At 71.3% G+C, this 20,682-nt stretch carries 19 protein-coding genes and 2 tRNA genes; 10 read left to right on the top strand and 11 right to left on the bottom strand.

The window, feature by feature from the left end; all coding sequences use genetic code 11:
* The first annotated feature begins 12 nt into the window (after positions 1-12).
* From ACIGXO_RS10470 to ACIGXO_RS10460, 3 genes are all read left to right on the top strand, one after another.
* A complete protein-coding gene (locus ACIGXO_RS10470; RefSeq protein ID WP_399783180.1) occupies positions 13-492 on the top strand; it encodes a molybdenum cofactor biosynthesis protein MoaE in 480 nt (159 codons plus the stop codon).
* A 294-nt stretch (positions 493-786) separates the two neighbouring features.
* On the top strand, positions 787-978 hold the full coding sequence (locus tag ACIGXO_RS10465) for a hypothetical protein (RefSeq protein ID WP_399783177.1): 192 nt from the start codon (positions 787-789) through the stop codon (positions 976-978).
* Positions 979-1,053: 75 nt separating this feature from the next.
* On the top strand, positions 1,054-2,148 hold the full coding sequence (locus ACIGXO_RS10460) for a PDZ domain-containing protein (protein WP_399783174.1): 1,095 nt from the start codon (positions 1,054-1,056) through the stop codon (positions 2,146-2,148).
* 205 nt (positions 2,149-2,353) lie between these two features.
* On the opposite strand, the gene ACIGXO_RS10455 is transcribed toward ACIGXO_RS10460, so the two are convergent.
* Entirely contained in the window at positions 2,354-2,908 is a 555-nt protein-coding gene (locus tag ACIGXO_RS10455) for a PPA1309 family protein (protein WP_399783171.1), read from the bottom strand.
* 136 nt (positions 2,909-3,044) lie between these two features.
* Here ACIGXO_RS10455 and ACIGXO_RS10450 point away from each other — a divergent pair, with 136 nt between their 5' ends.
* The 4 genes from ACIGXO_RS10450 (at position 3,045) to ACIGXO_RS10435 (ending at position 8,323) form a co-directional block, all read left to right on the top strand.
* Entirely contained in the window at positions 3,045-5,981 is a 2,937-nt protein-coding gene (locus tag ACIGXO_RS10450; RefSeq protein WP_399783863.1) for a UPF0182 family protein, read from the top strand.
* A 51-nt stretch (positions 5,982-6,032) separates the two neighbouring features.
* A tRNA-Met gene (locus ACIGXO_RS10445) sits at positions 6,033-6,106 on the top strand.
* A gap of 203 nt (positions 6,107-6,309) precedes the next feature.
* The gene (locus tag ACIGXO_RS10440) at positions 6,310-8,145 is read left to right on the top strand and encodes a tetratricopeptide repeat protein (protein WP_399783168.1); all 1,836 of its coding nucleotides are present in this window, start codon (positions 6,310-6,312) and stop codon (positions 8,143-8,145) included.
* 104 nt (positions 8,146-8,249) lie between these two features.
* Positions 8,250-8,323 (top strand) — tRNA-Met (locus ACIGXO_RS10435).
* A gap of 80 nt (positions 8,324-8,403) precedes the next feature.
* On the opposite strand, the gene ACIGXO_RS10430 is transcribed toward ACIGXO_RS10435, so the two are convergent.
* The 4 genes from ACIGXO_RS10430 to ACIGXO_RS10415 all read right to left on the bottom strand — a co-directional run bounded on the left by ACIGXO_RS10430 (position 8,404) and on the right by ACIGXO_RS10415 (position 12,048).
* Positions 8,404-9,522, bottom strand: a complete 1,119-nt coding sequence (locus ACIGXO_RS10430; protein ID WP_399783165.1) for an ABC transporter substrate-binding protein — start codon at positions 9,520-9,522, stop codon at positions 8,404-8,406.
* Positions 9,523-9,559: 37 nt separating this feature from the next.
* The gene (locus ACIGXO_RS10425) at positions 9,560-10,426 is read right to left on the bottom strand and encodes an ABC transporter permease (RefSeq protein ID WP_399783162.1); all 867 of its coding nucleotides are present in this window, start codon (positions 10,424-10,426) and stop codon (positions 9,560-9,562) included.
* On the bottom strand, positions 10,423-11,235 hold the full coding sequence (locus ACIGXO_RS10420) for an ABC transporter ATP-binding protein (protein ID WP_399783860.1): 813 nt from the start codon (positions 11,233-11,235) through the stop codon (positions 10,423-10,425). The genes ACIGXO_RS10425 and ACIGXO_RS10420 overlap by 4 nt, the downstream gene beginning before the upstream one ends.
* 396 nt (positions 11,236-11,631) lie before the next feature.
* Positions 11,632-12,048: a Fur family transcriptional regulator gene (locus ACIGXO_RS10415; protein ID WP_399783159.1), complete on the bottom strand. Its 417-nt coding sequence runs from the start codon at positions 12,046-12,048 to the stop codon at positions 11,632-11,634.
* A gap of 155 nt (positions 12,049-12,203) precedes the next feature.
* Between ACIGXO_RS10415 and ACIGXO_RS10410 the strand changes: the two genes are divergently transcribed.
* Entirely contained in the window at positions 12,204-13,667 is a 1,464-nt protein-coding gene (locus tag ACIGXO_RS10410; protein ID WP_399783156.1) for a catalase, read from the top strand.
* 143 nt (positions 13,668-13,810) lie between these two features.
* On the opposite strand, the gene ACIGXO_RS10405 is transcribed toward ACIGXO_RS10410, so the two are convergent.
* Together ACIGXO_RS10405 and hisN are read right to left on the bottom strand one after the other, a co-directional pair.
* Complete coding sequence (locus ACIGXO_RS10405; protein ID WP_399783857.1) at positions 13,811-14,212, bottom strand: cyclic nucleotide-binding/CBS domain-containing protein; 402 nt, start codon at positions 14,210-14,212, stop codon at positions 13,811-13,813.
* 215 nt (positions 14,213-14,427) lie between these two features.
* The gene (gene hisN / locus ACIGXO_RS10400; RefSeq protein WP_399783153.1) at positions 14,428-15,222 is read right to left on the bottom strand and encodes a histidinol-phosphatase; all 795 of its coding nucleotides are present in this window, start codon (positions 15,220-15,222) and stop codon (positions 14,428-14,430) included.
* A 188-nt stretch (positions 15,223-15,410) separates the two neighbouring features.
* On the opposite strand from hisN, the gene ACIGXO_RS10395 reads away from it, so the two are divergent.
* Complete coding sequence (locus ACIGXO_RS10395; protein WP_399783150.1) at positions 15,411-16,109, top strand: TetR/AcrR family transcriptional regulator; 699 nt, start codon at positions 15,411-15,413, stop codon at positions 16,107-16,109.
* A gap of 39 nt (positions 16,110-16,148) precedes the next feature.
* On the opposite strand, the gene ACIGXO_RS10390 is transcribed toward ACIGXO_RS10395, so the two are convergent.
* The 4 genes from ACIGXO_RS10390 to ACIGXO_RS10375 all read right to left on the bottom strand — a co-directional run bounded on the left by ACIGXO_RS10390 (position 16,149) and on the right by ACIGXO_RS10375 (position 19,805).
* Entirely contained in the window at positions 16,149-16,472 is a 324-nt protein-coding gene (locus ACIGXO_RS10390) for a DMT family transporter (protein WP_399783147.1), read from the bottom strand.
* Positions 16,473-16,584: 112 nt separating this feature from the next.
* A complete protein-coding gene (gene rsgA, locus ACIGXO_RS10385; protein WP_399783144.1) occupies positions 16,585-17,592 on the bottom strand; it encodes a ribosome small subunit-dependent GTPase A in 1,008 nt (335 codons plus the stop codon).
* Between the two features lie 12 nt (positions 17,593-17,604).
* Positions 17,605-18,969, bottom strand: a complete 1,365-nt coding sequence (aroA, locus tag ACIGXO_RS10380) for a 3-phosphoshikimate 1-carboxyvinyltransferase (protein WP_399783141.1) — start codon at positions 18,967-18,969, stop codon at positions 17,605-17,607.
* A gap of 119 nt (positions 18,970-19,088) precedes the next feature.
* On the bottom strand, positions 19,089-19,805 hold the full coding sequence (locus ACIGXO_RS10375; protein ID WP_399783138.1) for a M50 family metallopeptidase: 717 nt from the start codon (positions 19,803-19,805) through the stop codon (positions 19,089-19,091).
* 35 nt (positions 19,806-19,840) lie between these two features.
* Between ACIGXO_RS10375 and ACIGXO_RS10370 the strand changes: the two genes are divergently transcribed.
* A complete protein-coding gene (locus ACIGXO_RS10370; RefSeq protein ID WP_399783135.1) occupies positions 19,841-20,659 on the top strand; it encodes an SOS response-associated peptidase in 819 nt (272 codons plus the stop codon).
* Positions 20,660-20,682 lie beyond the last annotated feature (23 nt).

Raw genomic sequence — 20,682 nt, 5'->3', positions numbered from 1 at the left:
CACGATAGGCGCATGTCTGGTACGAACCACCACCCGTCGCCGCGTCCCGATCACCCCGGTGAGCAGGGGACAGCGGATCCGATCCGGCTGCTGGGCATCCGGGACACGCCGCTGTCCGTGGACGAGGTGTTCGCGGCCGTCGGGGACGCCGCGTCCGGCGGGACCGCCCTGTTCGTCGGCACGGTCCGCTCGCACGACGGCGGCTCGGACGTCGACGGGCTCGGCTACTCCGCACACCCGACGGCCGAGGCGGAGCTCCGCCGGGTCGCGGAGAAGGTGGCCGCGGACTTCCCCGTCCGGGCGCTGGCCGCGGTCCACCGGGTGGGGGATCTGCGCATCGGTGACCTCGCGGTCGTCGTGGCGGTGTCCTGCGCGCACCGGGGCGAAGCGTTCGAGGCGTGCAGACGGCTCATCGACGACCTCAAGCACGAGGTCCCGATCTGGAAGCACCAGACGTTTTCGGACGGGACCGAAGAATGGGTCGGAGCGTAGCGCCGTCTTCTGGGGACAGCACCGTCCCCCGGGGCGCGCGACGTGATCGGTTCGCTCCCATGGCGTAAAGAAAGCGTGTAGGACGCATTCATGGGGCGTACGGGAGCGGTGAGCTGCCCGTAACTGGGTACGCGCCCTCTACGGGCGCCCCGCCGCAGACGCCCGGTGATCAGCCGGACAGCCGACATCATCCTCCGGTTGCGTAACCCGCCCCCGGGCCTGAGCGTTGAGCTGTCGGATGGTTAATCTGCTTATTCGTCGTTGCGGTTGTGTACAAGGGGTCGGGAGGCCGCTATGGGTGCGCTTCTCTGGTTGCTGATTCCGGTTCTCGCCGCACTGGCTGCCGTCGTGTGGAGTACGTGGACCACGAGGTACCGCAAGGCCGGGGATGTTGCCGAGCTCGCCGGGTACGCCCGTTTCCGGGAGGCCATGGAGCGCGAGGAACGGGAAGAGGTGCGCGCGGAGGTCCGCTCCGACGCCGCCTGAGCGTCACCGGGGGGCCGGGACCCGTACGGACGGCCCCGCGGGCCGCTTGTCATACCCGTCCCGTACTGTCGTTCCATGCCACGCCGGACCGCGACGCTCCTCGCCTCGACTCTCATGCTGATCGCGCTGTTGTGCGCCGGGGTGCTGATTCCCGTGCCGTACGCGCAGATGACGCCGGGGCCCACGGTCAACACCCTCGGCGACCACGCGGGCGAGCCGGTGCTGCAGATCGACGGCCGCAAGACGTATCCGACGACCGGTCATCTCAACATGACGACGGTCCGCGTCACCGGCCCCGACTACCGCATGAACCTCTTCGAGGCGGCGTACGGCTGGCTGGCGCACGACAGTGCCGTGGTGCCGCACAAGACGCTGTACCCGGACAACCAGACGGCCGAGCAGGCCGACCAGGAGAACGCCGAGGAGTTCAGCCAGTCGCAGGAGAGCGCCAAGGTGGCGGCCCTGGACGAGCTGCACATCCCGGTGAGCTCCCAGGTCGTGGTCGCCTCGGTCATGAAGGACACCCCGGCCGACGGCACGCTGCACGCCGGTGACGTCATCAAGGCGGTGGACGGTACGGCGGTGAAGCGGCCCGCGGACGTCGCCCGGCTGGTCACGAAGCACAAGGCGGGCGAGAAGGTCACCTTCACGCTGGTCCCGGCCAAGGAAGCGGCCGCGGCGGAGAAGAAGGGCGACAAGCCCTCCGGCGGCCGCCAGGTCTCGCTGACGACCAAGAAGGCCACGGACGGCCGGGCCATCGTCGGCATCCAGGCCGGCCTCGATCACACGTTCCCGTTCGAGATCGACATCAAGCTCGCCGATGTGGGCGGTCCGAGCGCGGGCCTGATGTTTGCTCTCGGGATCGTCGACAAGCTCACGCCCGAGGACCTGACCGGCGGCAACTTCGTCGCCGGTACGGGAACGATCGACGACAAGGGCAAGGTCGGGCCGATCGGCGGCATCTCCATGAAGATCGTCGCGGCCCGCGACAAGGGCGCCGAGTACTTCCTCACTCCGAAGGACAACTGCGCCACCGCGGCCAAGGACACCCCGGAAGGGCTCCGGCTCGTCAAGGTGAACACCATTCACGACGCGACGCAGGCCCTCACGAAGATCCGTAAGGGCGACACGGCGCACTTGCCGAGCTGCACGCCTGCCGCGCACTCCTGACGAAGGCTCGGGGCCGCACGGGCGCTCCTGCCGAGCGCCCGAGCCCCCCGGCGGGCGCGCGCGAACCCCCATGCGCGCGCCCGAGCTCCCAAGCCCCCACGGGCGTGCCCGAGACCCCCCACGGGCGCGCACGAGCACGAGCCCCCAAGCCAAGCCCCCCCACGAGCACGCCCTGAGCCGCCGAGCCCCCCGGGCGCCGGGCCCGTTACTCCTCGAAGGTCGCCGTCAGGGCCTCCGCCAGGCCCGGTACGAGGTCGGCGCCGGTGAGCACCTCGGCGGTGGAGTCCTTCTCGCGCAGCCGCAGCGCCGACTCGCGCCGGCCGTCGCGCAGTACCGCCACGGTCATCCGGACCTCCTGGCGGTCGGGGTGTTCGGCGACCCACTTGGCGAGCGCGTCCTCGTCCATGCCGGCCGGCACGGACTCCTCGGCGGACGGCGGCAGCATCAGCCGCTCCACGGTCATGGCGCAGCCGGCCACCGCGTCGGGCCAGGCGATGGTGCCGAGGAACTCGTCGAGCGGGACGCTCGGCGGGACCTCGTCCTGCTCCACGGGGGTCAGGGAGGCGTCGGCGCTCTCGTCGATGCCCAGCTGGGCGGCGAGCGCGGGCTCTTCGTCGCGCAGGCGCGCGGTGTCTACGAGGGCGAACAGGCGGGCGGGCTGGTCCCAGCCGATCCCGGCGGCGTACTCGTCGATTTCGAGTACGGCGCGGGTCAGTGGGTCGGCGGCGAGAGGGGTGCCGTCAACGGGGAGGTTGGTCATGTGGAATATCGTGCCCTGAACTTCCCGGAAAACGGGAACCGGGTAAAGCCTTAGTAAGTTGCAAGAGTGGGTCCTACTATCACCGGGCCCGCTTCATACGACAGCGAACTTCGAGGTGCGCACCTTGGCTTTCCAGATGCCGGACCGCGGCTCAGGCCCCGCCGGGCCACGGACGAGAGTGGGCCGCCCGTCCCGGCGGATGCGGACCGGGCTCCTGACCCTGGGCGTGCTGGCTGTGCTGGCCATGCTCTTCGTGATGTTCTCCGGGTTCTGGACCGACTGGCTGTGGTTCCGCTCGGTGAAGTACTCCTCGGTCTTCACCACGACGCTGTGGACCAAGGTCGGCCTGTTCTTCTTCTTCGGCGCGCTGATGGCCGCCGCCATCGGGGTCAACGTCTGGCTGGCCCACCGGCTCCGCCCGCCTCTCAGCGCCATGTCGCTGGAGCAGCAGAGCCTGGACCGCTACCGGATGAGCATCGCGCCGTACAAGAAGTGGGTGCTGGTCGCGGTCACCGCGCTGGTCGGCCTGATCGCCGGCGCGTCCGCCTCCAGCCAGTGGCGCACCTGGCTGCAGTGGGTCAACGGCGTGCCGTTCGGCCAGAAGGACCCGCAGTTCCACGAGGACATCTCCTTCTACGCCTTCGACCTGCCGTGGTTCCGCTTCCTGCTGAGCTTCGGCTTCGCCTGTGTGGTGCTGTGCCTGATCGCCGCGGCGCTCACGCACTACCTGTACGGCGGCCTGCGCGTCACGAGCCCCGGTTCCCGTGCCACCGCGGCGGCCACCGGCCACCTGTCGGTGCTGCTGGGCATCTTCGTGTCGCTCAAGGCGATGGCGTACTGGCTCGACCGGTACGGCCTCGCGGTGAAGTCCAGCGGCCTGAAGTCCGCGGAGGGCTGGACGGGCCTGCGGTACGTCGACGCGCATGCCTACCTGCCGGCGAAGACGATCCTGTTCTTCATCGCGGCCATCTGTGCCGTGCTCTTCTTCGCCACCCTGTGGCGGCGGACCTGGCAGCTGCCGGTCATCGGCTTCGGCCTGATGGTCCTCTCGGCCGTCCTCATCGGCGGGCTGTACCCGGCGATCGTGCAGAAGTTCCAGGTCCAGCCCAACGAGCAGGCCAAGGAAGCGCCGTTCATCAAGGAGAACATCAAGGCCACGCGGGACGCGTACGGCATCGACGGCTCCAAGGTCACCGGCTACAAGGGCGACTACAAGCCCAAGGACAAGGCGGACAACGAGCGGCTGCGGGACGCGGCGGACACCACGGCGAGCATGCGCCTGCTGGACCCGAACGTCGTCTCGCCCACCTTCCAGCAGCAGCAACAGGTCCGCGGGTACTACCAGTTCCCCGCCACGCTCGACGTCGACCGCTACAAGGGCAACGACGGCAAGGAGCAGGACACCGTCATCGGCCTGCGCGAGCTGAACATCGCCGGCATCCCCGAGCGCAACTGGATCAACGACCACTTCAAGTACACCCACGGCTTCGGCGCGGTCACCGCCAAGGGGACCAGCACGGTCAATGAGGGCGAGCCGGAGTACACCGAGAAGAACCTCCCCGCCAAGGGCCATCTCCCGAAGCACGAGCAGCGCATCTACTACGGCGAGAAGACCACGCAGTACTCCATCGTCGGCGGCCCGCAGCAGGAGCTGGACTACTCCGACGACAGCGGCGAGAAGAGCTACAGCTACAAGGGCAAGAGCGGGGTGAACCTCGCCAATCCGGTCAACCGCGCGGCGTATGCCGTGGCCTTCGGCGAGCCGCAGATCCTGTACTCGGGCGCCATCGGCGACGGCTCGCGCATCCTGTACAACCGCACTCCCAAGGAGCGCGTGGAGTCGGTCGCGCCGTGGCTCACCATCGACGGCGACGCCTATCCGGCGGTGGTCGACGGCCGCATCAAGTGGATCGTCGACGCGTACACCACGAGCAACGGTTACCCGTACTCCTCGCGGACCACGCTCGGGGACACCACGGCGGACTCGCTGACCGACGGCCAGCGCGCGGTGGTGGCCCAGCAGAACCAGGTCAACTACATCCGCAACTCCGTCAAGGCGACGGTCGACGCGTACGACGGCTCGGTCAAGCTCTACCAGTGGGACAAGCACGACCCGGTCCTGAAGACCTGGATGAAGGCGTTCCCCGGCACGGTCGAGCCCACGTCGAAGATCAGCAACGATCTGATGGAGCACCTGCGCTACCCGCAGGACCTCTTCAAGGTGCAGCGCCAGCTGCTCACCACGTACCACGTCACCGACGCGAACACCTTCTACACCGGCAGCGAGCGCTGGCAGATCCCGAACGACCCGACGACCAAGTCGGCGACCGCGGTTCCGCCGTACTACCTCAGCATGAAGATGCCGGACCAGAAGAACCAGACGTTCTCGCTGACGACGACGTTCACGCCGAACAAGCGGGACAACCTCGGGGCGTTCATGGCGGTCGACGCCAACGCCAAGAGTCCGGACTACGGGAAGATCAGAATCCTCAAACTCCCGTCCGAGACCACGGTCCCCGGACCGCAGCAGGTGCAGTCGAAGTTCAACTCCGACGACACGGTCGCCAAGACGCTGAACATCCTCAAGAAGGGTGACTCGGAGATCGAGTACGGCAACCTGCTCACCGTCCCCCTGGACGGCGGCCTGCTGTACGTCGAGCCGGTCTATCTGCGCGGCGCGGGCACCAACTACCCGCTGCTGAAGAAGGTGCTCGTCAGCTACGGCAACAAGGCGGCCTTCGAGGACAGCCTCGGCGAGGCGCTGGACGTGGTGTTCGGGAAGAAGGCACCGAACGTCGGTGACGGCGACGAGGACACCACCACGCCGCCGGACACGGGCAGTACGACACCGCCCTCGGACCAGAGCGTCCAGGAGGCCCTGGACGACGCCCAGCAGGCGTACGAGGAGGGCGAGAAGGCCCGCGAGTCCGGTGACTGGGCCGGCTACGGCGAGGCGCAGAAGAAGCTGAAGGCCGCGCTGGACCGGGCCGCCGCCGCGGAGAAGAAGGCGGGGGAGAAGGCCGGTTCGTCGGACAAGGGCGGCAGCGCCGAGGAGCACAAGCAGGGCGGCTGACCGCGGATTATGGCTCCGCCTCCGCGCCGTGGTACCTTAAATACACAACGGCGCGGGGTGGAGCAGCTCGGTAGCTCGCTGGGCTCATAACCCAGAGGTCGCAGGTTCAAATCCTGTCCCCGCTACTGCAAGGCGAAGGCCCGGATCCTCTTGGATCCGGGCCTTCGTCATGCGTGCCGTCACATATGTGCGCGTTAAACCACCCGCATTGGGGAGACTCGTGTCCTGAGCGTTTGGCATGTCGTTGTGTCGGGAAGTCGACAAAACGCTGTAGTGACCTCACTGGCTGCGGTATACCAGGTGTACCCGGGCTTCGGGTGGTGCGACGATGGCCCTTATGGGGGACAAGGCAAGGTTGTTGGAGACAGGTCCATTTGTGCATGCGCCCGACGACGGGCGCGAATCCGAGCTGCCGCCGCCCGCGAGGGACGCGGCCGACGCGACCGACGGCACGGAGTCGCCCGAGGCGACCGAGGCCATGGACGAGGTGGGCCACCGGCAGGCCGCCGCCGCGGGCGACCCGGCGGCGGCGAGCATGCTCGGCGCGATGCTGCTGCGCCGCGGTGATCTGGACGGTGCTGAACCGTGCCTGCGCGCCGCCACCGTCGCGGGTGACCGGGCCGCCGCCAACAACCTCGGAGTCCTGCTGCACCAGCGCGGATACGCCGACGAGGCGGCCGGCTGGTGGCGCATCGCCGCCGTCGCCGGATCCGCCGCCGCGGCGCACGCGCTGGGCCGGCACTACCGCGAGCGCGGCGACGAGCCCGCCGCCGAGTACTGGCTGCGCCAGGCCGCCGAGTCCGGCCACTGCCTGGGCGCCTACGCACTCGCCGACCTGCTCGACCACCGGGGCGAGGAGGGCGCCGAGCGGTGGTTCGTGGCCGCCGCCGAGCGCGGCCACCGCGAAGCTGCGTACCGCCTCGCGCGCATTCTGGACGAGCGGGAGTCCGACGGCACGGCGTACGGCGAGGGCGCGGAGCCGCGCGCCGCGGCCGAGCAGTGGTACCGCCAGGCCGCGGCCCGCGGGCACCGCAGGGCCGCGCTGCACCTCGGCACGCTCCTGGAGGAGCGCGGCGAGCTCAAGGAGGCCGGGCGCTGGTACCTCATCGCGGCCAAGGACGGCGAGCCGCGCGCCGCGTGCGCGCTCGGCTTCCTCCTGAAGGACGCGGGCGACGAGGAGAGCGCGGCGGAGTGGTGGCGCCGGGCGGCCCAGGACGGTGACGGCAACGCCGCCAACGCCCTCGGGGCGCTGCACGCCGACCGCGGCGAGCTGCAGACCGCCGAGCGCTGGTACCGGGCCGCGCTGGAGGCCGGCGACGTCAACGGCGCGTACAACATCGGCCTGCTCTGCGCCCAGCAGGGCCGCGACGGCCGCAGCGAGCAGTGGTACCGCCGGGCCGCCTACGCGGGGCACAGGGAGGCGTCCAACGCGCTCGCCGTGCTGCTGCTGCAGCGCGGCGACGCGTCCGGTGCCGAGCCGTGGTTCTCCAAGGCGGCCGAAGCGGGCAGCGTGGACGCCGCGTTCAACCTCGGCATCCTGCACGCGGGCCGGGGCGCCGAGCGCACTTCCCGCAAGTGGTACGAGCGGGCCGCCGAGGCCGGGCACACCGAGGCGGCGCTGCAGGCGGCCCTCTCCTTCCTGCGGGAGGGCGAGTGGCAGGACGCCGAGCGGCACCTGCGCACGGCGGCGGAAGCGGGCAGCGCCGAGGCGGCCTACCGGCTCGCCGCGCTGCTGGACCGCGAGGCCAGCGGCCCGGAGGAGTCCGGGGGCGAGAGCGAGGAGTGGTACGAGCGCGCCGCCGCGCAGGGGCACCGCGGTGCCCAGGTGCGGATGGGCATGCTCGCCGCGTCCAAGGGCGACGCCACGGCGGCCGCCGACTGGTACCGCGCGGCGGCCGAGGCCGGCAGCCGCAACGCGGCCTTCAACCTCGGGCTGCTGCTGGCCCGGGAGGGCAGCCTCCCGGAGGCCGCCCTGTGGTGGACGCGCGCCGCCGAGGCCGGGCACGGGCGCGCGGCGCTGCGCCTCGCGCTGCTGGCGGCTCGCCGGGGCGCGCTCGCGGAGAGTGAGCGGTGGTGCACGCGGGCGGTGGAGCTGGGTCCGCCGGAGGTCACCCAGCGTGCCGCCCGGCTGCGGGACGCCCTCAAGGAGGAGCTGAGCGCATGAGGTCCGGCCGGTCCCGAGGGGCCGGCCGGACACCGGTGCGCGAGGGTCGCGGGCACGGATTTGCGCTGGTCGTCGGCTTGGGGTTAGAGTTGTGAACACAACGGCGCGGGGTGGAGCAGCTCGGTAGCTCGCTGGGCTCATAACCCAGAGGTCGCAGGTTCAAATCCTGTCCCCGCTACTGAAGGCGAAGGCCCGGATCCGCAAGGATCCGGGCCTTTGTCATGCGTGCGTGCCGCCTTCGTCGTGCGTGCGCGCCCTTCACGGCCGGTGGCCGACCGCCTCCGCGTAGAACGAGCGGTCCACGAGCCCGCTCTCCGGGACCTGCGGGCCCTTGGTGACCCCCGCGTCCCGGTAGGCGCGCTGCAGGCGGCCGGCGGTGCCCTTCCGGATCTCCCAGTCCATCCGCAGCGACGGCACGGCCGTGAGCACGTCGGCGTCCACCTTCAGCAGCCCCGCCAGCTCCGCCGCGAACGCCCGGTCGGCCTTGTAGTCGCCGCGGAAGTACGTGTTGACCGTACGGATGTACGCGCGCAGGAAGGCGACGCCGGCGTCCGGGTCCCGCTGCAGGAGGTGGGGGCCGTACAGGGCGCCGCCGAGCGGTTCGCCCTGTGGCTGGCCGCCGAGGAACGCGTACTTCTTGTTGCCGTCGACCGTGCGCCATACCGGGTCCAGCAGCCAGGCGGCGTCCACGCCGCCGCCGGTCAGCGCGGTCAGCACGTCCGAGGAGCCGAGCTGCTGGAAGGTGACGGAGTCCATCCCGGCGCCGTGCCGGGCGAAGGAACGGTCCATCGGGTACATGATCACCGAGCCCTTGCCGATCATGGTTCCGAGGCTCGCGCCCTTCAGGGACGCCGACCGCGCCGTCTCTCCCTTGCCGAGCCGGACCCACAGGCCGCTCTTCGACCGCGGGTCGGGCGAGAAGTTCCCGGCCACCCAGCGGATGTCGAAGCCGCCGGCGATGCCGTTGAGGACGGCGGCCTCCGGCGCCGCCCACAGGACGTCCAGGTCGCCCTTGGCCAGCAGCGGCAGCGCCTCGGGCGTGGGCAGCACCTTCAGGCGGACGTCCAGGCCCTCCTTCGCGAACTCGCCCTTGGCGAGCGCCATTCGGACGGGTGCGACGTACTCGGCGTTCAGGGTGCCGGTGGCGAGCGTGAGCGAACGCTTCTTCTTCAGGGGCCGGGCGGCCGGGGCTCCCTTGTCGCAGCGGGCGGGCCGGCGGTCCGCCGCCAGGTCGGCGGGGTCGGTCCAGGCGCGGGCGCCACAGCCGGCGACAGGCGTGATCGTACGGGGCTCCGCGGGCCTGCCGCCGGCCTCCTGGGCGGCGCATCCGGTGAGCAGCGCCAGGGCGGCGGCGAGCACGGTGAGAGGACGGCGCATGGGGCCTCCGGGTACCGAGTAGGGGAGGGGCGGGCTCTCAGCTCCGGGAGCGGCCGCGGTCGCGCGGGGCCCAGGGGGTGAGGAACCGGCCGGCCAGGCGCACCAGTTCGGAGAAGAGCACGCCCAGGACGGCGACGCAGACGATCCCGACGAACATCACGTCGTTCTGGAACAGCGCCCGCGAGTCGAAGATCAGGTGGCCCAGCCCGTCGGCGGCGGCGATCTGTTCCGACGCGACGATCACCAGGACCGCGACACCGGCCGCTATCCGGGCCCCGACCAGCACCGCGGGCAGGGAGGCGGGCAGCAGCACGTGCCGGAACATCTGCCAGGGACTCGCCCCGAAGACCCGGCCCGCGTCGCGGTGCCCGGCCGGTACGGCCAGTACCGCCGCCATGGTGGAGATCCACACGAAGAAGAAGACGGTGGCCGCGACCAGCGCGATCTGCGGCCCCTCGCCGAGCCCGAACATGTTCAGGAAGACCGGCAGCAGGGCCAGCTTCGGCACGACGTACAGCGCGTCCAGCAGCGGCTCCAGGGCGGCGCGCACCAGCGCCAGGGAGCCCATGAGGAGGCCCAGCGCGTAGCCCGCCACGGCGCCGACGGCATAGCCCGCGAGGACCCGCCGCAGGGTGGCCCACACGTCCGGCCACAGCTCGCCGGCCAGCGCCCGGTCCCGGCCGTCGGCCAGGATCGTGGTGGGTGCCGGATAGATACGGGCGTCGATCCAGCCCTGTACGGCGGCGAGCTGCCACAGGAGGACCAGGGCCGCCGGCACGGTGAGGGCGAGCGCCGCTTCAAGGGCGCGGCGCCGCCTGTACGTGCGCTGCGGACGCAGCTCCTGAGGGCCGGGGCGGCGTACGAGGACGGTCTCGCGCGGTGCCGTGCGGTCGGTGAGCGTCATACGGGCGCCGCCTTCGTACCGGGGCGCGGGCCCGTGCCCGTACCGGAGCGGGCGTCGACCTCGCCGCGCAGCAGGTCCCACAGCTCGGCCTTGAGCGCGGTGAACTCCGGGGCGCTGCGCACCGCGCCACTACGGGGGCGGCCGAACGGCGGGCGGCGCTCGGCGATGACGCGGCCGGGCCGGGCGGACATCACCAGGACCCGGTCGCCGAGGACGAGCGCCTCTTCGAGGCTGTGCGTGATGAAGAGGGTGGTCGTACGGGTGTGCTGGGTGAGGTCCAGCAGCTCGTCCTGGAGGATCGTGCGGAGCTGGGCGTCCAGGGCGGCGAACGGCTCGTCCATGAGGAGCAGCTCGGGCTCCACGGCGAGCGCGCGGGCGATGGCCACGCGCTGGCGCATGCCGCCGGAGAGCGCCGCCGGGTAGGCGTCCGCGAACTCCGCGAGGCCCATGCGGGCCAGCCAGGAACGGGCGCGCGCATCGGCCTCCTTACGGGGCACGCGCTGCACGTCGAGGCCGAAGCGGACGTTGGCGAGTACGGACTTCCAGTCGTAGATGCCGTAGTCCTGGAAGATCATCGCGGCCGGCCGGGCGCTTTGGGCGCGGATCTCCAGCTCGCCCGTGCCGGGCCGGAGCAGGCCCGCGGCGATCCGCAGCAGCGTGGACTTGCCGCACCCCGAGGGGCCCACGAGGCAGACGAACTCGCCCGCGGCGATCTCGAGGTCGAGCGGGCCGAGCGCGGTCAGCGCCTTGCGGCCGCGGCCGAAGGAGCGGCCGAGCGCCCGGGCGCGCAGGGCCGGAGCGGCGGACAGGTCCGGAGCGGCGGGCGAGGGCTGCGCCTCGGGCGCGGCCGGGCGCGGGACGGCGGACGGGGACGGCGGGTGCGGGGACGGCGGGTGCGGCTCTCCCACGGTGTGCTCCTCGCGGAGTGCGGGCCGGCTGCCGCGGCGGTCCCGGGCAGCCGTGGGGCGTGGCGCGGGGCACGATATGACGGGCCGTCAGAAACTGGAAGAGGTGTGCGCGGCGCACGGAGAACCGCGCCGCGTACCGGAGAAGCGCGCCGTGCACCGAAGAGGCGTGCGCGACATGCCGAAGTAGCGCACGCGAATGCGCCAGGCTGCCGAAAAGCCCGCCGCGGAACGCGGCGGGCTGCGATGATCAGCAAGAGCGGGGTGGGGCGGAGGGGAGGGGCCTTGGTCGCGTACGGATCAGGCGCGTGCGCAGTTCGGACACGTGCCGCGGTAGGTCACCGAAACCTCCGAGACCTCGAAGCCGAATCGTTCCGGCTCGGGCAGGGCGCTCAGCGGGTCGCTCTCGATGTGCACGTCACGGATCGTGCCGCACTGCGAGCAGACGAGGTGGTGATGGTCGTGGTGGGCGTTGGGGTCGTACCGCTTCGCCCGGCCGTCCGTGCTGACCTCCAGCACCTCGCCGAGCAGGACAAGCTCGCCGAGCGTGTTGTAGACCGTGGCGCGGGAGATCTCCGGCAGGCGCTCGGACGCCCGCGCGTGCACCTCGTCGGCGGTGTAGTGGACGTGGTCCCCGTCCAGGACCTCGGCGACGACGCGGCGCTGCGCGGTCAGCCGCCAGCCGCGTCCCCGGAGTCGTTCGAGCAGGTCACTCATGCCAATCACCCATCAGTCAGATATGAGCCAGGGTACCAGTGGTGGTCCATGACCGGATCGGGTACGGATTTCTCATCCTTCTTGACTTAGACATTGTCCAATGTAGGATCGGGCTCGGCGCAAGCCAAGGGCAGGTATTTACACAGGAGGCGCACGTGTCGGTAGAGAGCACCACCGGACCGCTGACCACGGAGACCGGTGCTCCGGTCGCGGACAACCAGAACAGCGAGACGGCCGGCATCGGCGGCCCCGGCCTGATCCAGGACCAGCTCCTGATCGAGAAGCTCGCGCACTTCAACCGTGAGCGCATTCCGGAGCGCATCGTGCACGCCCGCGGCGCCGGCGCGTACGGCACGTTCACTGTTACCGCGGACGTGACGAAGTACACCCGCGCGAAGTTCCTTTCCGAGATCGGCAAGCAGACGGAGACCTTCCTCCGCTTCTCGACCGTCGCGGGCAACCTCGGTGCGGCCGACGCGGTGCGTGACCCCCGCGGCTTCGCGCTGAAGTTCTACACCGAAGAGGGCAACTACGACCTCGTCGGCAACAACACCCCGGTGTTCTTCATCAAGGACGCCATCAAGTTCCCCGACTTCATCCACACCCAGAAGCGCGACCCGTACACCGGCTCGCAGGAGGCGGACAACGTCTGGGACTTCTGGGGTCTGAGCCCGGAGTCCACCCACCAGGTGACCTGGCTGTTCGGTGACCGCGGCATCCCCGCGTCCTACCGCCACATGGACGGCTTCGGCTCGCACACGTTCCAGTGGAACAACGAGGCCGGCGAGGTCTTCTGGGTCAAGTACCACTTCAAGACCGACCAGGGCATCAAGAACCTCACCACCGAGGAAGCGGAGATCCTGGCGGGCAAGGACCCCGACAGCCACCAGCGGGACCTGCGCGAGGCCATCGAGCGCGGCGACTTCCCGAGCTGGACCGTCGGCGTGCAGATCATGCCCGCCGCCGAGGCCGCGAACTACCGCTTCAACCCGTTCGACCTGACCAAGGTCTGGCCGCACGCGGACTACCCGGTCATCGAGATCGGCAAGCTGGAGCTGAACCGCAACCCGCAGAACATCTTCGCCGAGGTCGAGCAGTCGATCTTCTCCCCGCACCACTTCGTGCCGGGCATCGGCCCCTCGCCCGACAAGATGCTGCAGGGCCGCCTCTTCGCGTACGGCGACGCCCACCGCTACCGCGTCGGCATCAACGCCGACCACCTGCCGGTGAACCGCCCGCACGCCACCGAGGCGCGCAGCCACGGCCGGGACGGCGCGCTGTACGACGGCCGCCACGGCGGCCAGAAGAACTACGAGCCGAACAGCTTCGGCGGCCCGGCCGAGACCGGCCGCGCGCTGTGGCAGCCGCTGCCCGTCTCCGGTGCCACCGGTGAGCTCGCGGCGGCCTCGCACGCCGAGGACGACGACTTCGTGCAGGCGGGCAACCTCTACCGCCTGATGTCGGACGACGAGAAGGACCGCCTGATCAACAACCTCGCGGGCTTCATCTCGAAGGTCTCGCGCGACGACATCGCGCAGCGCGCCATCGAGAACTTCCGCAAGGCGGACGCGGACTACGGCAAGCGACTGGAGGCCGCGGTCCAGGCCCTGCGCGGCTGACCGGTCACCACTGTACGGACCGCGTCGTCCGGGGCCCCTTCACCCCGGACAGAGGAGGCCGGCTGCCCTCGGGCGGCCGGCCTCCTCGGCGTTTCCGGCCCGGCCCGTCCGACCGGTGGCCGGACGGGCCGGACCGGACCTGATCAGGCCAGTACGGCCGTCGCCCGCTCCCGGGCCGCCGAGCGGCAGCGCATGATGTCGCGTACGGACACCACGCCCACCGGCTCCCGGTCGTCCAGGACGATCAAGTGACGGAAGCCGCCGTGCACCATCGCGGCGGCGGCCTCGTCCAGGGTCCACTCCGGAGCGGCGAAGACCACGTCCGTCGTGGTGTGGCTCTGTGCGGTCTCGCGGTCGGGGTTCTCCCCGGCGCCGAGGGAATTGAGGATGTCGCGCTCGGTGAGGATGCCGAGACCACCGGCATCGGCGTCCAGGACGACGGCCGCGCCGACGCGCCGTGCCGCCATCAGATGTGCTGCCTGCCGGAGAGTGTGTGCGGGCCCGATGGTGAGGACCACCGTGCTCATGGCGTCGCGGACGTACATGGGCATGGAGTGGAGCCACCTCCTTGGTGAGACCCCGCGGAGGACATCCCGGCGCCGGTAGCGCCTGGAGAAAAATTTCACAAGTGCACAAGCGGGGGGATTCTCATGTTCACATGCTCCATGGCAAGCGACAAGGGGCGCGTGAGGGTCCGTCACCCGGTCACGCGCCCCAAGGCGCCGTTTGAAAACCCGCGGGAGTGATCGCGGGGCGGGGCTCAGTCCCGCAGGTAGCTCAGCAGCTCTTCGTGCAGCAGGCCGTTGGAGGCCGCCGCGTTGCCGCTGTGCGGGCCCGGGGCCCCGTCCAGGCCGGTGAAGCGCCCGCCGGCCTCCTGTACGACGACGGCGCAGGCCGCCATGTCCCACAGGGAGAGCTCCGGCTCGGCGCAGATGTCCACGGAGCCCTCGGCGACCATCATGTAGGGCCAGAAGTCGCCGTACGCGCGGGTCCGCCACACCTCCCGCGACAGGTCCAGGAAGCCGCCCAGCGTGCCGCGCTCCTCCCAGCCAGTGAGCGAGGAGTAGGCGAACGACGCGTCCTGGATGCGCCCGACGCTCGACACCTGGAGACGCTGGGCTGAGGTCAGGCTGCGGCCGGTGTAGGCGCCCAGCCCCTCGGCGGCCCACCAGCGGCGGTGCAGCGCGGGCGCGGAGACCACGCCGACGACCGGACGGTCCCCGCCCTCGCCGCGCTCCATCAGGGCGATCAGGGTGGCCCACACGGGCACCCCGCGCACGTAGTTCTTCGTGCCGTCGATCGGGTCGATGATCCAGCGGCGCGGTCCCGCGCCGTCCGAGCCGAACTCCTCGCCGAGCACGGCGTCCCGCGGCCGGGCCCGCGCGAGCTGGCCCCTGATCAGCTCTTCGGCCGCCTTGTCGGCCTCGCTCACCGGGGTCATGTCCGGTTTGGTCTCGACCTTCAGGTCGAGTGCCTTGAACCGTTCCATGGTCGCGGCGTCCGCGGCGTCCGCGAGGACGTGGGCGAGACGAAGATCATCGTGGTAGTCGGCCATGTGCGAACACTATCTTTCCCCGCACCTGAGCATGGAAAATCCCGCGGTCGCCGCGGAACGTGGCGGCTTCCGCGAACCCCTTCCGCACCCGTCGGCAGACCTTTGGTCCGGACCCTTGACACCACCTGGTGGGGCGTCAATTCTGTGCGCACACCGGCCATATGGGCACTACGGCCTGGGAGGCGACGATGCCCGCAGCGCGTGATTCCTTACTGGACGCCGCCTACGCGGCGCTCGAAGTACGGCCCTGGGCAGGCGTCCGGATGGTCGATGTCGCGGCCGCGGCAGGGGTCTCCCGGCAGACCCTCTACAACGAGTTCGGCAGCAAACAGGGGCTCGCGCGCGCCCTGGTGCGCCGCGAGACCGAGGGCTACCTGGCGGGCGTGGAACGCATCCTGGCCCGGCCCGCCGCCGCTCCGCCCGCCGCCGGTGCCCCCGCGGAGGGCGTCGCGCGCCCCTCGTCCCTGCTCGAAGAAGCCCAGACCAGGCTGGCCGCGGCGGCCGACTGGACGCTGCGTACCGCCCGCGCCAACCCCCTCGTACGGGCCGTGCTGACCGGCTGCTGGAACGAGCGGCTGCCCTCGCCCGCCGACCAGTCGCTCCCGCTGCCGGTGCCCGGACCCCGCACGGGCTTCCCCGTGGTGCCGCCGCCCGTCGAGGCGCCGCTGCCCGGGCCGAGCGAGCTGGTCGGCCGGTTCAGCGACCGGGCGGTGGCCGCGCTGGAGGCGGACTGGCCCAAGGAGGAGCTGACCGAGCTGGGCACGGCGTGCACGACCGCGGCCCGGCTCACGCTCTCCTGCGTGGTCGCGCCCGCCGATCCCGAGGAGGTCGGGCGGCTCGTCCGCAGCGCGTTCGCGGGCCTGCCGCGCCACCAGGCCGCGCACTGACCGCCGGGAACGGCGCCGAGTGCCGGCCGGGGGCAGGGCTCAGTGCGCCGAGCCCGAGAACTGGAGGCCGATCGCACCGGCGATGACCAGCGTGATCGAGACGATCTTCAAGGTCGACACCACGTCGCCGAGGAAGACCATGCCGTACACCGCCGTGCCGGCCGCGCCGAGCCCGGTCCACACCGCGTACGCGGGACCCACGTCCAGCTTCTTCAGCGAGAGGGTCAGCAGGCCGAAGCTGCCGAGCGCGAAGACGCAGAAGGCGATCGTGGGCCACAGGCGCGTGAAGCCGTGCGAGAGCTTCAGACACACCGCGAAGCCCGTCTCCAGAAGTCCCGCCACCACGACGAGCAGCCACGCCATCAGTTTGCCTCCGTCGGTTCGGTGACCGCTTCGCCCTGTCCTGATGTGATTATGCAGTTACTCAGGGCGTGCGGCAGCCACCTTTTCGCATTGGCCGCCCCGACGCGATCCGTCAGTCGCCCTCGCGCCGCTCCCGGGTGGCCAGCAGCCGGCGCAGCGAGTAGAGCCGGGCCGGGTCGGCGTGTCCGGCGGCCACCCATTGGTCCAGCGCACAGTCCGGCTCGTCGTGGCTGCAGGCGCGCGGGCACTCCGCGGTGCCCGGCTCCAGGTCCGGGAAGGCGTGGATCACCCGCGAGGGGTCGATGTGGTGCAGCCCGAAGGACCGCACGCCGGGCGTGTCGATCACCCAGCCCCGGTCGTCCGGCAGCGGCAGGGCCAGCGCCGAGGTCGTGGTGTGCCGGCCGCGCCCGGTGACCGCGTTGACGTGCCCGGTGGCCCGTTTCCGCGCCGGTACCAGGGAGTTGACCAGCGTGGTCTTGCCCACCCCCGAGTGGCCGACGAACGCCGTGATCCGGTCGGCCAGCCGCTCGCGCACCCGGTCGGCCGCGGCGCCGTCGGTCAGCTCCTCACGGTTGGTGACGACGTACGGGACGCCCAGCGCGCCGTAGGACTCCAGCAGCGTGTCCGGCGACGCCAGGTCGGACTTGGTGAGGACGAGCAGCGGTTCGAGCCCCGCGTCGTACGCCGCGACCAGACAGCGGTCGATCAGCCGGGGCCGCGGCTCGGGGTCGGCGAGCGCGGTGACGATCGCCAGCTGGTCGGCGTTGGCGACCACCACCCGCTCGAACGGATCGTCGTCGTCGGCCGTGCGCCGCAGCACGGAGGTGCGCGGCTGGACCCGCACGATGCGGGCGAGCGTGTCCTTGGCGCCGGTGAGGTCGCCGACGACCATGACGCGGTCGCCGACCACCACGCTCTTGCGGCCCAGCTCACGTGCCTTCATCGCGGTGACCGTGCGGTCCTCGATCAGGCACGTGATGCGGCCGCGGTCGACCGTGAGGACCAGGCCCTCGCTGGCGTCCTCGTGCTTCGGGCGGATGTTCGTACGGGGACGGTTGCCCTTGCGGTTCGGGCGGACCCGGATGTCGTCCTCGTCGGTGTGCTTGCCGTAGCGGCGCATCGGAGCGGACTCTCAGGCTCTCCGGGCGGGGGCCGCCGCCGGGCTGAGCATGTCCGTCCACATCTCGGGGAAGTCGGGCAGGGTCTTGGCCGTGGTCGCGACGTTCTCCACCTCGACGCCCTTGACGACCAGGCCGAGCAGCGCGCCGGCGGTGGCCATGCGGTGGTCGTCGTACGTGTGGAAGACGCCGCCGTGCAGCGGGCGCGGCCGGATGTGCAGGCCGTCGGCGGTCTCGGTGACGTCGCCGCCGAGGCCGTTGATCTCCTTGGTGAGCGCCGCGAGCCGGTCGGTCTCGTGCAGCCGCAGGTGGGCGACGCCGCGCAGTACGGACTCGGAGTCCGCGAGGGCCGCGACCGCCGCGATGCCCGGGGTCAGCTCGCCGACCTCGCTCAGGTCGATGTCGATGCCGTGGATGCGGCCGCTGCCCTTGAAGGTCAGGCCCTGCTCGGTCAGCTCGCAGGAACCGCCCATTTCGGTGAAGATCTCGCGCAGCGCGTCGCCCGGCTGAGTGGTGTGCTCGGGCCAGTCCGGGATGGTGACCCGGCCGCCGGTGACCAGCGCGGCGGCCAGGAACGGCTGCGCGTTGGACAGGTCCGGCTCGACGACCAGGTCGCGGCCGAGCAGCGCGCCCGGGGTGACCCGCCAGACGTTCGGCTCGCCGCCGGACTCCGGGGTGTCCACCTGTGCGCCGGCGATCCGCAGCATGTCCACGGTCATCCGGATGTGCGGCATGGACGGCAGCGTGTCGCCCACGTGCCGTACCTCCACGCCCTGGTTGAAGCGCGGCGCGGACAGCAGCAGGGCGCTGACGAACTGGGAGGAGGAGGACGCGTCGATCTCGACCCGGCCGCCGTCCAGGCCGCCGGTGCCGTGCACCGTCATCGGGAGGGCGCCGCGCTTGTCGTCGTCGATGCGGGCGCCGAGGGCGCGCAGCCCGTCGATGACGCCGCCCAGCGGACGCTCGTACGACCGCGGGTCGCCGTCGAACCGGATCGGGCCGTCGGCCAGCGCCGCGACCGGCGGCAGGAAGCGCATCACCGTACCGGCGTTGCCGACGTCGACGGTGGTGGGGCCGTGCAGCCCGGCGGGGATCACGCGCCACGCCTCGCCGGTGCCGTCGGGCTCGCCGGCGGGGGAGGAGTTGGAGGAGATGGTCTCCTCGATGCCCACGCCCATCGTGCGCAGCGCCTGGGCCATCAGGAGGGTGTCGCGGGAGCGCAGCGGGCGGCGCAGCCAGCCGGGCTCGGAGGAGAGGGCGGCCAGGACCAGGCCGCGGTTGGTGACCGACTTGGAGCCGGGCACGGTGACGGTCGCGTCGACCGCCCCGGGTGCGGTGGGGGCCGGCCAGAGGGCGGAGTGTGCGGGGCTCTCGGTCATGTAGCTCACTTTAATGGCTCACCAGGGGTGCGGATCTTGATCAAATGGGGTGCAACCTGTACGAAACATGGCACTGGTAAAGCGGCGCCGCGGATGTCTCACACCCGTACGCGCGGTTCTCACAGCTGCAGCAGCCACCGGCCGCCGCCGAACAGCGAGCAGAGCGCCACCAGGTGGAAGAAGCCGAGCCAGACCGCCGCCGGCACGTTCGTCAGACGGGCGAGCTGGTCCGGGTCGGAGTCCACCCGGCCTCCGGAGCGCCTGCGCTTCCCCTGGATCTCGAACGGCGGCCGGACCCCGCCCAGCAGCAGGAACCACACCACCGCGTACGCGAAAGCCGCCTGCACCTGCGCGGTGGTCAGCCAGGAGACCAGGAAGAACGCTCCACCGGCGAGTACCACCGTGAGGACGCCGTATGCGTTCCGCGTCATGACCAGCATCGCCAGCAGCAGGGCCGTCGCGCCCCACAGCAGGGCCGTGATGTGGCCGGCGGCGAGCAGCGCGGCACCGGCCAGGCCGAGCAGCGAGGGCGCGGTGTAGCCCGCTGCGGCGGTCAGGACCATGCCGAGGCCGTGCGGCTTGCCGCGGCTGACGGTCAGCCCGGAGGTGTCCGAGTGCAGACGGATGCCGTCCAGCTTCCGGCCGGTCAGCAGGGCCACGAGGCCGTGCCCGCCCTCGTGCGCGATCGTGATGGCATTACGGGATATCCGCCACGCGCTGTACGGGAGCACCACCGCGAGTGCGACCGCGGCCGTGGCCACGACCAGCCAGAACGACGGATCGGGCTGTGTGGCGAAAACCCGGTCCCATACGTCGGTGATGTGCTCGGTGTCCATCTCTCCCCTTGCTGTGCCATGGCACTGTGGCATACATGTGCGGACGGTATGCGGCGAGCAGGCGGCCCGAGGATCTGGTGGGGATCTTCGAGGTCGAGAAGTGGGAGCCCGAGGAGACCCTCGCTCCCGACTACAACATCGCCCCCACCAAGAACGTCTACGCGGTCCTTGAACGCCCCGTCAAAGACGCGCAGGACCGGCGGCCGGTTCGCCAGCTGCGGCCTTTGAAGTGGGGCCTGGTCCCGTCGTGGGCCAAATCACCCGACGTCGGCGTGAAGATGATCAACGCGAGGGCGGAGACGGTCCACGAGAAGCCGTCCTTCAAGAAGCCCTTCGCCGCCCGCCGCTGCCTGCTCCCCGGCGACGGCTATTTCGAGTGGGTGACCGGCGCGGGGGAGCGGCAGCTGGAGGAGCAGGGGCGGAAGAAGCGCCCCCGCAAGCAGCCGTACTTCGTCACGCCGGCCGACGGCGCGGTGATGGCGATGGCCGGGCTGTACGAGTTCTGGCGCGACCCGACGCTGCCGCCGGACCACCCGCAGGCGTGGTGGGCGACCTGCTCGGTGGTCACCACGGCCGCCGAGACCACGCCGCTGGCCGGCGCGTCCGGCGACGCGGGCCCGCAGTCCCTCGCCGACATCCACCCCCGGATGCCGCTGGTCCTGCCGCCGGACCGCTGGGACGCCTGGCTGAACCCGGCCACCACGGACATCGACGAGCTGCGCGAGCTGCTCGCGCCGCCGCCCGCCGGGATGATGCGCGCCTACCCCGTCTCCACGGAGGTCAGCAACGTCCGCAACAACAGCCCCGAGCTCCTGAAGGAGCTGGCGGCGCCGGAGGAGGAAACGCTCTTCTGACCGTGCCCCGTCCCGGTGGGCGC

This window comes from Streptomyces sp. NPDC053542, assembly GCF_044544685.1.
Lineage (GTDB): Bacteria > Actinomycetota > Actinomycetes > Streptomycetales > Streptomycetaceae > Streptomyces.
Note: the sequence above shows the minus strand (reverse complement) of the source record. Positions and strands in the feature narration are given on the sequence as shown.